This window comes from Pseudolabrys sp. (assembly GCF_050250095.1).
Classification (GTDB): domain Bacteria; phylum Pseudomonadota; class Alphaproteobacteria; order Rhizobiales; family Xanthobacteraceae; genus Pseudolabrys.
On sequence record NZ_JBFWPH010000005.1, the window covers coordinates 1 to 12412 of the forward strand.

At 64.7% G+C, this 12412-nt stretch carries 10 protein-coding genes, 2 tRNA genes and 1 pseudogene; 9 read left to right on the forward strand and 4 right to left on the reverse strand.

Annotation, left to right across the window (positions count from 1 at the left end):
* Positions 1-122, reverse strand: a pseudogene (locus AB7F10_RS15500) (cysteine synthase A); the annotation flags it as partial.
* A gap of 379 nt (positions 123-501) precedes the next feature.
* On the opposite strand from AB7F10_RS15500, the gene AB7F10_RS15505 reads away from it, so the two are divergent.
* From AB7F10_RS15505 to AB7F10_RS15535, 7 genes are all read left to right on the forward strand, one after another.
* Entirely contained in the window at positions 502-1737 is a 1236-nt protein-coding gene (locus tag AB7F10_RS15505; protein ID WP_428562902.1) for a GGDEF domain-containing protein, read from the forward strand.
* 189 nt (positions 1738-1926) lie between these two features.
* Positions 1927-3129 (forward strand): ABC transporter substrate-binding protein, encoded by a 1203-nt coding sequence (locus tag AB7F10_RS15510; protein WP_428562900.1) that lies wholly within the window; start codon positions 1927-1929, stop codon positions 3127-3129.
* Between the two features lie 90 nt (positions 3130-3219).
* Positions 3220-4092: a branched-chain amino acid ABC transporter permease gene (locus AB7F10_RS15515; protein ID WP_428562898.1), complete on the forward strand. Its 873-nt coding sequence runs from the start codon at positions 3220-3222 to the stop codon at positions 4090-4092.
* Positions 4079-5374: a branched-chain amino acid ABC transporter permease gene (locus tag AB7F10_RS15520; RefSeq protein WP_428562896.1), complete on the forward strand. Its 1296-nt coding sequence runs from the start codon at positions 4079-4081 to the stop codon at positions 5372-5374. The genes AB7F10_RS15515 and AB7F10_RS15520 overlap by 14 nt, the downstream gene beginning before the upstream one ends.
* Positions 5371-6129: an ABC transporter ATP-binding protein gene (locus AB7F10_RS15525; protein WP_428562894.1), complete on the forward strand. Its 759-nt coding sequence runs from the start codon at positions 5371-5373 to the stop codon at positions 6127-6129. The genes AB7F10_RS15520 and AB7F10_RS15525 overlap by 4 nt, the downstream gene beginning before the upstream one ends.
* On the forward strand, positions 6122-6832 hold the full coding sequence (locus AB7F10_RS15530; RefSeq protein ID WP_428562892.1) for an ABC transporter ATP-binding protein: 711 nt from the start codon (positions 6122-6124) through the stop codon (positions 6830-6832). The genes AB7F10_RS15525 and AB7F10_RS15530 overlap by 8 nt, the downstream gene beginning before the upstream one ends.
* A 123-nt stretch (positions 6833-6955) precedes the next feature.
* Positions 6956-8122, forward strand: coding sequence for a cobalamin-independent methionine synthase II family protein (locus AB7F10_RS15535; protein WP_428562890.1), 1167 nt, complete (start codon positions 6956-6958; stop codon positions 8120-8122).
* Positions 8123-8234: 112 nt separating this feature from the next.
* On the opposite strand, the gene AB7F10_RS15540 is transcribed toward AB7F10_RS15535, so the two are convergent.
* The 3 genes from AB7F10_RS15540 to AB7F10_RS15550 all read right to left on the reverse strand — a co-directional run bounded on the left by AB7F10_RS15540 (position 8235) and on the right by AB7F10_RS15550 (position 9960).
* On the reverse strand, positions 8235-9578 hold the full coding sequence (locus tag AB7F10_RS15540) for a nicotinate phosphoribosyltransferase (RefSeq protein WP_428562888.1): 1344 nt from the start codon (positions 9576-9578) through the stop codon (positions 8235-8237).
* Positions 9579-9658: 80 nt separating this feature from the next.
* Positions 9659-9733 (reverse strand) — tRNA-Asn (locus AB7F10_RS15545).
* Between the two features lie 153 nt (positions 9734-9886).
* Positions 9887-9960, reverse strand: a tRNA-Cys gene (locus tag AB7F10_RS15550).
* Between the two features lie 189 nt (positions 9961-10149).
* Between AB7F10_RS15550 and AB7F10_RS15555 the strand changes: the two genes are divergently transcribed.
* Positions 10150-10806 (forward strand): protein-L-isoaspartate O-methyltransferase family protein, encoded by a 657-nt coding sequence (locus AB7F10_RS15555; protein WP_428562886.1) that lies wholly within the window; start codon positions 10150-10152, stop codon positions 10804-10806.
* A 180-nt stretch (positions 10807-10986) separates the two neighbouring features.
* Positions 10987-12369 carry a TolC family outer membrane protein gene (locus AB7F10_RS15560; protein WP_428562884.1) on the forward strand — a complete coding sequence of 461 codons (1383 nt, stop codon included), beginning with the start codon at positions 10987-10989 and terminating at the stop codon, positions 12367-12369.
* Positions 12370-12412: the final 43 nt, after the last annotated feature.

A 12412-nucleotide genomic window follows, 5' to 3' on the forward strand; every position in this document is an offset into this window, starting at 1 on the left:
CCGCCGGGGTTCATGAATTCGGCCTTGCCGAGAATGGTGCAGCCCGTGAGTTCCGAGGCGCGGCGAAGCTTGATGAGGGGGGTGTTGCCGATCGCTTCGACAATCCCGTCACGAATTTGCATGCTCAAACCTAGTCTATGTGTTTGTTTTTGAGCCTAAATTAGCCGTTCCAGCACAGCAAGGCTCGGGGCAAAAGGCGTCGGGCCTCGCGCCGTCACGGCCGCGAAAGCCGTCATCATAGGCCTAAATCGGCGAGAATTTGGCCTTTTTTGGAGGGGACGGAGAGGCGGGAACGGTCGCCCGGCCTTGTTTTGCGAACATTTCCGCCTCGCGGGAACCGCCGTTTTTCAATCCGCGGCGGCGTGGAAACGAGACCGAAACCATAATCGCGCAACGCACCGCGATTACGATCCAAATTTACCGGTTTTTCGGCCCGGAACCGCAATCTGCTCCGGAAACGCGGCGATCAGCGGCCACAAGCGGCCGGACGGTACAGAGTCGATGAATCTCGACATCAATACGCTGTTCCAAGTCACGATCTATGTGGAAGCGATCCTGGGATTGCTGCTGCTGTTCGTGTGGGTCCAGAACACCGCGGTCCTCGCCGTCGCATGGTGGGGCTTCGCGCATCTGTTGCGCGCGGCCTCGGTCATGCTGTTTGGCATGTACGGCTCGGTGCCGGACCTGATCTCGATCGATCTCGCTAATGCGTTCCTGTTCACCGCCTTTGCGCTGACCTGGACCGGGGCGCGCATTTTCGACGGACGTCCCGCCGAACCGGTTTATCTCGTCACCGGCGCCGTGCTGTGGCTGCTGGTCTGTCGCCTGCCGATCCTCGAAACCGCCGTCGATGCGCGGGTGCTGATCTGCTCCGGCATCGTGACGACCTATACCTGGCTGACCGCCTATGAGTTCTGGCGTGGCCGCGACGAGCAACTGGTGTCGCGCTGGCCGGCGATCTTCATGCTGTTCGCCCACGGCGCGCTGTTCCTGCTGCGCACGCCGCTGCTCACGATGATGCCGTGGTCGCCGACCAATCAGGTGTTCGGCAGCGTGTGGCTGACGGTGCTGAGTTTCGAAGCGCTGCTGTTCACGATCTCGATTGCCTTCATCATGCTGGCGATGGCGAAGGAGCGCACCGAATTGCGTCACAAGACGGCGTCGCTGATCGATCCCTTGACCGGCATCGCCAACCGCCGCTCGTTCCTGCAGGACGCCGGCGCACTCGCCAAGCGTCATCTCGCGTATCCGAAGCCCGCTGCCGTGCTTCTGATCGACCTCGACCACTTCAAGTCGATCAACGATCGCTTCGGACATGCGATGGGCGACCGGGTTCTCGAGGTGTTTGCCGATACCGCGCGCGGTCATGTTCGCCCGGGCGATCTTCTGGGCCGGCTTGGCGGCGAGGAATTCGCCCTGGTGTTCTACGACGTCGCGGCGGAACAGGCGTTGGCCGTCGCCGAGCAACTGCGTGGTGCCTTCGAGCAGGCGACCAAGGACGTGGAGGGGCGGCCGGTCAACGGAACGCTGAGTGTCGGTTTCGTCTATAGCGAGAGTCCGGTCCTCGACGTTCCGCAACTGCTCGCGCAGGCCGACCAGGCGCTGTATTTCGCGAAGGAGCGGGGCCGTAATCGTATTGAGGTCGCCTCGCTCAATCTGGTGCGTGACCGAATGACGCTGGGCGTTCACGCCGCGGCAGCTGCTGCGGATGGCGCAGCGCCCCGTTCCGCCGCCTGACGTCCCACCCGCTCTGCGATAAATCAGATTTTCTGATGCTCCCGAAAAGCCCGTTTTATGGGCCTTTCATGCATGCGTTCGTCAGTTCTTCGTTGACCTCAGCAACGGTTGGGGGCATTGATGGGCGGTGGTTTGCCCACCAGACCGCAGCAAAAACACTACGAACACCATGGGGTTAGGGAGGACGAGATGAAGACCCTCGCTTGGATCAGTGGCGTCGCCGTTGCCGGCTTGATCGCCACGGCTGCGTCCGCGGAGAACGTGAAGATCGGCGTTGTGCTGCCGTTCAGCGGTCCCAATGCGGATCTCGGACATCAGATCGACAAGGCATTCGATCTCTATATCAAGCTGCACGCCAAGGACATCGCGCCGCACAAGGTCGAAATCGTCAAGCGCGACGAGGGCCCGCCGACCGGCGCGCAGGCCAAGACCGTCACCACCGAGCTGATCACCAACGACAAGGTGAACCTGCTTGCCGGCTTCGTGTTCTCGCCGTCGGCGATCGCGCTCGCGCCGGTGATCAACCAGGCCAAGGTGCCGATGGTGATCGCCAATGCCGGCACGGCCTGGATCACCAACCTGTCGCCGTATTACGCGCGTCTGTCGTTCAGCATGTGGCACACCGCCTGGCCGATGGGCTCGTTCGCCTACAGCAAGGTCGGCTGCAAGACCGCTGCCGTGGCCTACACCGACTTCCCGCCAGGCAAGGACTCGACCGGCGCGTTCCAGGCCGGCTTCGAGAAGGCCGGCGGCAAGGTGACGCTGTCGGTTCCGATGGGCAGCCCGGCGCAGGTGCCGGACTTCACGCCGTTCTTCCAGCGCATCAAGGATGCGAAGCCGGACTGCATGTACGTCTTCATTCCCTCCGGCGCGCACGCGACCGGCGTGATGAAGGCCTATGGCGAGCTCGGCATGCGCAAGGCCGGCATCAAGCTGATCGGCCCGATGGATCTCGTGCCGGACAACAAGTTGCAGGACATGGGTGACGCCGCGATCGGCACCATCGTGATGAGCCACTACGCGGTCGATCTCAACAACGACGCCAACAAGGCGTTTGTTGCGGCCTGGCACAAGGAGTACGGCGCCAACTCCTACCCGGACTTCATGTCCGCGCAGGGCTGGGACACCATGCACGCCATCTTCGACACGCTGAAGAAGACGAACGGCAAGGTCGACGGCGAGAAGTTCATCGCGGCGATGAAGGGCTGGACCGCCAACGGTCCGCGCGGCAAGGTCATGATCGATCCCGAGACGCGCGACATCGTGCAGGACGAGCATGCGATGGAGGTTTATCGCAAGGCCGACGGCAAGCTCGGGCTGAAGGTGGTCGACACCACGCCGCAGGTGAAGGATCAGTGCAAGGTGCTCAAAGTCGGCCGTTGCGGCTCTTGATGCACGGCTGAAAACCTACAAAAATAACAAAGAGCGCCGCCGCGCCCGTCGCGGCGGCGTTCGTCTAGCGGGGGGCTAGAGGGGGAGCTGGTGCCACAGATCGCCAACATTGTGGTCAGCATTCTGTTCGACGGATTGGCCTACGCGATGTTTCTGTTCATCGTGTCGGTCGGCCTGTCGGTCACGATGGGGCTGATGAATTTCGTCAATCTCGCGCATGGCGCTTTCGCCATGGCGGGCGGTTTCATCGTGGTGTCGCTGACGCGATCCTACGGCATGGATTTCATCAGCTCGCTCGTCTTCGCCTCGGTGTTGATCGGCCTGATCAGCGTGCGGTTCGAGCGCCGGCTGTACCGGCAACTCTACAAAGCGACCGATCTCGAGCAGGTGCTGCTGACGATCGGCCTCGCATTCATGGCAATCGCCGCTTTCACTTATTTCTACGGGCCGATTCCGAAATCGGTGCCACTGCCGGACTGGCTCGAAGGCGACATCAATCTCGGCTTCCGCTCGTTCCCGGCCTACCGCGCCTTCCTGATCGCGCTCGGCGCCGTGCTGATCGCGATCCTGTGGTACGGCTTCGAAATGACCAATATCGGCGCGAAGATCCGCGCCGCGGTCGACAACCGCCGCATGGCTGAATCGGTCGGCATCAATGTCGACCGGCTGTTCACGATGACCTTCGCGGTGGGCTCCGGGCTTGCCGCGCTCGGCGGCGGCCTCGCGATCCAGTTGTTCGGGCTGACGCCGTATTTCGCCGTGCTCTATCTCGTCCTGTTCCTGATCGTCGTCGCGGTCGGCGGGCTCGGCAGCCTCAAGGGCACGCTGCTCGCCGCGCTGGTGATCGGCATCATCGACACCGGCGGCAAATATGCGTTTCCCGTCGCGGGCAATCTCTTCATTTATGCGATCACCGCAATCGTTCTCCTGATCCGGCCGGCAGGTTTCTATGGCCGCGAGTGACACGAAAAATCCCGTTGCTCCGGCCGACGCCCGCGCGCGGGCGGCCGCCTATCTGTTTCACCGGCACAACTTCCGCTGGCCCGAGGCGTTGCCCTGGCTGATCGCGATCGGCTGCTTCTTCGTGTTTCCGGAGCGCATGACCTTCGGCAATCAAATGCTGGTCATGATCATGTTCGCGCTCTCGCTCGACCTGATCCTCGGCTACGCCGGCATCGTCACGCTCGGCCACGCGGCGTTCTTCGGCATCGGCGCCTACACCGTCGCGCTCGGCAGCCTGCAGCTCGGCTGGAGCGAACCGATCAGCGGATTGGTGGCGGCCGGCATTCTGGCGGGGCTTGTCGGCGCGGTGGTCGGCTGGTTCATCCTGCGGTATCGCGGACTGACGCTGCTGATGCTGACGATCGCTTTTGCGGCGATGCTTCAGGAATCCGGCAATCTGCGTTCCGATATCACCGGCGGCTATGACGGCCTGCCGGGCCTGATGTTCGATCCGCTGCTCGGCACTTTCCAGTACGACCTCTACGGCCACACCAACTTCATCTACGTGCTCGTCGTGCTGGCGCTGGTCTTCTTCGTCGTGCGGCGCATCGTCTATTCGCCGTTCGGGCAGGCGCTGACCGGTATCCGCGAAAACGTGCGGCGCATGCACGCGATCGGCTCGCCGGTGCACCGCCGGCTGGTCACGGCCTATGCGATCTCCGCGGCGATTGCCGGCATCGCCGGCGCGTTGTTCACGCAGACCAACGCCTATGTGACGCTGACGGTGTTCGACTTCGAGAATTCCGCCAAGGTGATGGTGATGCTGATCCTCGGCGGCACGGGGCGGCTCTACGGCGCCTTCCTCGGCGGCGCGGTCTACATGATCCTCGAGGATGAGTTCTCCAAGCTCAGTCCGACGTTCTGGCAGCTCGGCGTTGGCCTGTTGCTTGTGTGCGCCGTGCTGTTTGCACGCCGCGGCCTGATCGGCCTCGCCGACGATGTGCGCTGGCTGTTCGGCGCGGGCAAAGCGAGGGAGCGTGAAGGAGAGGGGTCGCGCCGCTTCGTCTGGCGGCCCGAGCACTGGAAGGAGCTTGGCTGGTCGGCGCTCGACGGCGCGATCCTCGGCTTCATCGCGGGCTTCGCCGTGAACGTGAAGTTCATCGAGTTCCTGAGCACTTTCGTCACCAGCATGCCGGCGCGCGCGCTGGTCTTCACGCTCGGCGGCGCGGCTATCGGGATGGCGATTAACTTGATCTACCTGTTCTCCACGAGCCGCACGGCGGTCGAGGCCAAAGCGTCATGACCGCAGCAGCCCTCGAAGTCCGCGATCTCCACCGCAATTTCGGCGCGCTGCAGGTGACGCGCGACGTTTCGCTGACGCTGGAGTGCGGCGCGCGCCGCGCGCTGATCGGGCCGAACGGCGCCGGCAAGACGACGCTTATCAACCTGATTACCGGCGGCCTCAAGCCGTCTTCCGGCTCGGTATGGCTCAACGGCGAAGACATCACCAATGTGCCGCAGGCGATGCGGGCGCGCCGCGGTCTCGCGCGGACCTTCCAGATCAACCAGCTGTTCCGCGGCCTGACCGTGCTCGAGAACATCTGCATGACGATCGGCGAGCGGGACGGAGAGTGCAGCAATCTCTGGCGTCCGGCCGGCGCGAAGCGCTCGGTGATCGACGAGGCGCTGGACCATCTGGAGTCGCTGAAGCTGGTCGACGACGCACTGAAGCCGGTGCGCGAACTGGCCTATGGCCGCCAGCGGCTGGTCGAGATCGCCATCGCGCTCGCGCAGAAACCGCGGGTGCTGCTGCTCGACGAGCCGGCGGCCGGCGTGCCGTCCTCCGAAAGCCACCTGATCCTCGACGTGGTCGCGGCGCTCGATCCCGACATCGCCATCCTGATCATCGAGCACGACATGGATGTGGTGTTCCGCTTCGCGCGCAATATCACCGTGCTGGTCGCCGGTGCGGTGTTTACCGAGGGAACGCCCGAAGAGATTCGCAACAATGCCGAGGTGCGCGCCGTCTATCTTGGCGAGGAGGGCCATCATGGCTGACGCGCCAGCGCTCGAGCTGATCGGCGTTTCCGCCGGCTATGGCGACACCGTGGTGCTCGAGGACGTCAACCTGACGCTCGCGCAGGGCGCGACGCTGTCGGTGATCGGCCGCAACGGCGTGGGAAAAAGCACGCTGCTCGCGACCGTCATGGGCCATACCAACCTGCACCGCGGCTCGATCCGCCTGCACGGCAAGGAGATCGCGGGCCTTGCGACCTACACGCGCGTGCATAACGGTCTTGGGCTCGTGCCGCAGGAACGCGAGATCTTTCCATCCCTGACGGTGCGCGAGAATCTCGAAGTCGCGGCGCAGCCGGGGCGCTGGAGCGTCTCGACGGTGTTCGAGCTGTTTCCGCGGCTGTCCGAGCGCGAAAGCAATCGCGGCAATCAGCTGTCCGGCGGCGAACAGCAAATGCTGGCGATCGGCCGCGCGCTGATCGGCAATCCTTCGGTGCTTCTGATGGACGAGCCCTCGGAAGGTCTGGCGCCGGTGATTGTCGAGGAACTGGCGCGGGCGGTGAAGCGGCTCACCGAAACCGACGTCGCACTGATCCTGGTCGAGCAGAACACGCGGCTTGCGCTCGATATATCGGCGCGTGCCGTGGTGATGGACCGTGGCCGTATTGTCTATGACGGGGCGAGCGAAACGCTGCGCAATGACAGCGCCAAGCTTGATGCGCTGATCGGCGTCGCGCGCGCCTGATCCTGATCTCAGCTTCTGCGGGCCGGTGCCCAACGCGCGCGGTTGCGTTGGCGCGCGGATCGCGCTTAGGTTTGCGCGCTCATCCACTATCATCACCATCCGAACGCGGCACGATTTGACATCATGAAACGCAGCGACAAGCGCATTCTCACCACCCATGTCGGCAGTCTGATCCGCCCCAAAGCGTTGCAGGAGCTGTTGCGCGCACGGCAATCCGGCAAGCCTTACGACAAGGCGGCCTATGAAGAGTGCCTTGCGACGTCGGTCGCGGAGGTGGTGAAACAGCAGGCCGCCGCCGGCGTCGATGTCGTCAGCGACGGCGAATTCGGCAAGGCGATCAGCTGGTCGCAATACGCGCTTGAAAGGCTCGGCGGTTTCGAACGCCGCGCTGTCAAGGAGGGCGCCAATCCGTTCAAGCGCGGCGCCGACCGTCAGCGCTTCGCCGAGTTCTACGCGGAACTGGACGCGGCCGACGGCGTCGCGACGGTCAGCGACAGCGTCTGCGTCGGGCCGATCAGCTATACCGGCCAGAAGGAGCTTCAGGCCGACATCGACCACTTCAAGGCGGCTTTGAAAGACGCGAAGGTCGAGGAGGGGTTTCTGCCGGTCGCCGCGCCGGCGAGCGTCATCCCGGATCGCAAGAACGAATATTACAAGAGCGACGAGGAATGCCAGATCGCCATCGCCGAGGCGATGCGCACCGAATACAAGATGATCGTCGATGCCGGCTTCCTCGTGCAACTCGACGACGCGCGCAACGCCGTCACCTTCGACCGCATGGTGCCGCCGGCGAGCTTCGCCGATTACCGCAAGTGGCTCGAAAAGCAGGTCGAGATCATCAATCACGCCATCGAGGGGATTCCGGCCGACCGCATCCGCTACCACGTCTGCTGGGGCAGCTGGCCGGGTCCGCACACCACCGACGTGCCGCTGAAGGACATCGTCGATCTGATCCTCAAGGTGAAGGTCGGCGCCTATGTGATCGAGGGGGCGAACCCGCGCCACGAGCACGAATGGTCGGTGTGGAAAAATGCAAAGCTTGCCCCCGGTCAGGTGCTGATCCCCGGCGTCATCAGCCACGCGACCAATGTGGTCGAGCATCCGGAACTCGTCGCCGAGCGCATCGTGCGCTTTGCAAAACTGGTCGGGCGCGAGAACATCATCGCCGGCACCGACTGCGGTTTCGCGCAGGGGCCGTTTCACCGCCGCGTCCATCCCTCGATCATGTGGGCGAAGCTGGAGGCGCTGGCCGCCGGCGCGCAGATCGCGACCAAGGAACTGTGGGGCTAGCTCCATACTCCGTTCATTCCCGCGGAAGCGGGAATCCAGAGTGACGTCGAAATGTCATTGTGTGTTTCTGGACCCCCGCTTTCGCGGGGGTGAGCGGGTTTTATAATCGAAGCTAGCCCAGCGCGCGCTTGTCCGCCTCGCGGGCCAGCGCCTCGAGCGCCTCGGCGATCTTGAGCGGGTAGGCGCTACCTGCCTCGCGGCGGCGATGGGTGTCCGGCAGCTTCGCCAGATCCTGCGCGGCGCGGGCGCGCATCGCGTCGAGCGTTTCGGCGGGCGCGATACGCTTGCCGCCGGCCGTCGCCTGCACGACGAGCGGTTCGCCGTCCTGCCGGTCGGTCTCGACCGACAATGTGTCTCCGCTCATGCGGCCGTCCGCGCCATAGCGCCGCCACACCTGCTTGCGGCCGGGCCAGGTCTGCTTGCCTTCCGACAGTTTGCGGCGCGGGGTGCCGGCATATTCCTGCAGCTTGTAGGCGCAATCGAGCACCGGAGCGTCCTGCGATGCCGTGAGGTTGGCGCCGATGCCGTAGCCGTCGATCGGCGCGCCGGCCGCGATATGCGCGGCGATAATATCCTCGTTGATGCCACCGCTGACGAGGATGACGGCCTCCTTCATGCCGCCGTCGTCGAGGATCTTGCGCACGGCTTTTGACGCCGCGACGAGGTCGCCGCTGTCGATGCGCACGCCGCGGACCTTGATGCCGTCTTTGGCGAGCTTTGGTGCAAGCTCGACCACCTTGCGCGCGCCGTTGAGCGTATCGAAGGTGTCGATCAGCAGGATCACGTTGTCGGAGCGGGCACGCGCGAACATTTCGAAAGCGGCCAGTTCGTCGACGTGCACCTGCACGAAGGAATGCGCCATCGTGCCGACGATGGGAACGCCGTAAGCCATCCCGGCGAGCACGTTGGCCGCGCCTCCGAATCCCGCGATGTAGCTCGCGCGCGAAGCGAGCATGCCGGCCTCGGCGCCATGCGCCGAACGCAGGCCGAAGTCCGAGAGGCCCTTGCCGTTCGCCGCGAGCACCATGCGCGCCGCCTTCGAGGCGATCAGCGTCTGGAAATGCATGATGTTGATGAGGCGCGACTCGACAAGCTGGGCCTGCGGCAGCGGCGCGGTGATGCGCAGCAGCGGCTCGTGCGGGAACACGACCCGGCCTTCCGGCACGCCGTGAACGTCGCCGGTGAAGCGGAACGCGGCGAGATAGTCGAGCAGATTGTCGCGGAAACGCCCGGTCGATTTCAGCCAGTCGATCTCTTCCGGCGAGAAGCGGGCGCGCTCCAGGAAGTCGAGCGCGGTGCCGAGACCGGCGGCCATCAGAAACTCGCGCCGCGCCGGCAGGCGGCGGACGAAGAACTCGAACACGGCGGTCTCGTCGTCGCCGCGGTCCAGATAGGCCTGGACCATGTTGAGTTCGTAGAGATCGGTGAGGAGGGGGCTCGTGGCCGCGTCGGTCATGTCCGGAGCCCCCCGCAACGCTTTATCCACCGGATTATGGCGCGCTCGTCCGGCGGCGCAGCAACAGGCGGATGTGGAGTTGGCTCCCTGGGCTGGGGTCGAACCAGCGACATTTCGATTAACAGTCGAACGCTCTACCGCTGAGCTACCAGGGAATGAACCACCGCGATGCAAGTGGCCTGCGACAGTGGGCCTATAACAAAGCCAAAACGCTTTGCAAAGCGTGAATAGCCGCTCCGAAAACGGGAAAAAGCGCTCCGGCTGAACGGGGCTTTTTGCCTGAGGGGGAAGATTTGCCTGAGGGGGCCTGGAGGCCACGCCCGGAATTGAACCGGGGTACGCGGATTTGCAGTCCGCTGCGTCACCACTCCGCCACGTGGCCATCAGGCGCCCGGGGCAGGCCTCGCCGGCCCGCCGCGCGCCCACAGCCTATATAGGAGCCTGTTTGGAACGACAACATGCGCACCGCGCAGCTTGCCTTTTGCCTGCTATTGACGCAAAAACCCGGCACTTCCGTCGGCGGTGCGGCGTCGCCAGCAAGCCCCCGCGGCGCGATGCAGGAGACCTGAGGATGTCGGATTTCGCGGCCGCGCGCCGGAACATGGTCGACGGCCAGCTTCGCACCAACGATGTGACGGATTTGCGGGTTCTCGGCGCCTTCCTCGCGGTGCCGCGCGAGCGCTTCGTGCCGGCGGCGTTCACCAGCGTCGCCTATCTCGACCTTGACGTTCCGGTGACCGACGGCAATTCGCCGCGGCGCATGCTGACGCCGATGCTGCTCGGCAAGCTCATCCAGACCGCTGCGATCAGCGACAGCGAGCGCGTCCTCGATGTCGGCTGCGCGACCGGCTATTCGGCGGCGGTGCTGTCGCGCATCGCGGAGCAGGTCGTCGCGCTGGAAGAAAATCCGGCGCTTGCGGCGCAGGCGCGCGAGCGGCTCGCGAACGATTCAAATGTGACGGTCGAGACCGGCGCGCTGACCAAGGGCTGGGCGCAGGCCGCGCCCTACGATGTCATCCTCGTCAACGGCGCGGTCGAGGTCGATCCGGTGGAGCTTTGCACCCAATTGTCTCCGGGGGGCAGGCTGCTGTGTGTCAAAGGCCGGGGACCGGGCGGCAAGGCGACGATCTATCAGCATTCCGGCGCTCAGGCGGCGGGACGTTCGGTTTTCGAAGCGTCGGCGGCGGTTTTGCCGGGTTTCGAACGCCCGCAGGCGTTCGTGTTCTAGGCGCTTTGGCGGCCTGTGGCGCAAAGGCCTAACCTGAAATCTTTTTGTGGGACTGCGAGTTGCAGGGGGTTTTAAGGCCCGCCCCACGGCCTTATGTTCGGTCCCCGTCGTATCGCTGGAGTGGGCGTAGTGTCCGCATTGGGTTCTGTCGCACAAGTCGGTCGGTTGTATCGGTCCGGAATGCTCCATGCGCTCGCGGTTGCGAACGTGTTGGCGTTTGCGGGGACGTCCGCCCGCGCACAGACGCTCGATCAGGCGCTGGTCGAGGCCTACAAAAACAACCCGACCCTGAACGCGCAGCGCGCCGCCGTGCGCGCGACCGACGAAGGCGTGCCGCAGGCATTGGCCGGCTATCGTCCGAAAATTTCCGCGACCGGCACGCTCGGCGAGCAGTACAGCGACACGCGCTCGAAGACGCGGACGGGCGGCACCACGGTCTATTCGACGCTGACCGGAACCTACGCGCCGGCAAGCGTCGGCGTGACCGCGACGCAGACGCTGTTCAACGGCTTCCAGACCGCAAACCGCACGCGGCAGGCCGAATCGCTGGTGCTCGTCGCGCGCGAAACGCTGCGCAACACCGAGCAGGCGACGCTGCTCAACGCGGCGACCGCCTACATGAATTTGCTGCGCGACACCGCGATCCTCAACCTCAACAAGCGCAACGTGCAGGTGCTGGAAGAGGGACTGCGCACCACCAACGACCGTTTCAATGTCGGCGAGGTGACGCGCACCGACGTCGCGCAGTCGGAGTCGCGGCTCGCGCAAGGGCGCTCGCAGGTGCTGACGTCGGAAGCCAACGTCAAGACGTCGGCTGCGACCTACCGGCAGGTCATCGGCAGCGAGCCGGGCAAGCTCGCAGCCGCGATGCCGGTCGATCGCTTTTCGCCGACCAATCTGCCGGGCGCGATCGGCGCGAGCCTCGCCCAGCATCCGGCGGTCACCAGCGCCCAGCACAACGTCGACGCCGCGCTGCTGGCGGTGAAGATCGCGGAAGGCGCGCTGTATCCGAACCTGTCGGTCACCGCCTCGGCGCAGAAAAACTGGATGACCTCGCCGGGCACGCTGGAGAATTTCAGCGGCTCGGTGACCGGAACCATGTCGGTGCCGCTCTATCAGGGCGGCTCGGAATATTCGCTGATCCGCCAATACAAGGAGACGCTGGGCCAGCGCCGGATCGATCTCGATACCGCGCGCGACCAGACCCGCCAGACTGTGGTACAGTCCTGGGGCCAGCTCGAAGCCGCCAAGGGCAACATCGAGGCGACGCAGTCGCAGGTCACCGCCTCGGAGATCGCGCTGAACGGTGTGCGCGAAGAGGCGCGCGTCGGCCAGCGCACCACGCTCGATGTTCTCAATGCACAGCAGGAACTGCTGAACGCGCGCGTGTCGCTGGTGACGGCGCAGCGCGATCGCGTGGTCGCGTCCTATACGCTGTTGTCGGCGGTCGGCCGGCTGTCGCCACAGGTGCTGGGCCTGCGGGTTCCCACCTACGACGCGCGCGTCCACTACCATCAGGTCCGGGACAGCTGGTTTGGGGTCCGTACGCCGGACGGGCGTTGACCCGAATCGGCGGCGGGCGGCTTCCCTGTCCACAGGAGGGCCG

What these genes read in the sequence shown, in the direction of transcription:
- AB7F10_RS15505 (WP_428562902.1), top strand. Translation starts at nt 502, where the DNA reads ATGAATCTCGACATCAATACGCTGTTCCAAGTCACGATCTATGTGGAA.
- AB7F10_RS15510 (WP_428562900.1), top strand. Translation starts at nt 1,927, where the DNA reads ATGAAGACCCTCGCTTGGATCAGTGGCGTCGCCGTTGCCGGCTTGATC.
- AB7F10_RS15520 (WP_428562896.1), top strand. Translation starts at nt 4,079, where the DNA reads ATGGCCGCGAGTGACACGAAAAATCCCGTTGCTCCGGCCGACGCCCGC.
- AB7F10_RS15525 (WP_428562894.1), top strand. Translation starts at nt 5,371, where the DNA reads ATGACCGCAGCAGCCCTCGAAGTCCGCGATCTCCACCGCAATTTCGGC.
- AB7F10_RS15530 (WP_428562892.1), top strand. Translation starts at nt 6,122, where the DNA reads ATGGCTGACGCGCCAGCGCTCGAGCTGATCGGCGTTTCCGCCGGCTAT.
- AB7F10_RS15535 (WP_428562890.1), top strand. Translation starts at nt 6,956, where the DNA reads ATGAAACGCAGCGACAAGCGCATTCTCACCACCCATGTCGGCAGTCTG.
- AB7F10_RS15540 (WP_428562888.1), bottom strand. Translation starts at nt 9,578, where the DNA reads ATGACCGACGCGGCCACGAGCCCCCTCCTCACCGATCTCTACGAACTC.
- AB7F10_RS15555 (WP_428562886.1), top strand. Translation starts at nt 10,150, where the DNA reads ATGTCGGATTTCGCGGCCGCGCGCCGGAACATGGTCGACGGCCAGCTT.
- AB7F10_RS15560 (WP_428562884.1), top strand. Translation starts at nt 10,987, where the DNA reads ATGCTCCATGCGCTCGCGGTTGCGAACGTGTTGGCGTTTGCGGGGACG.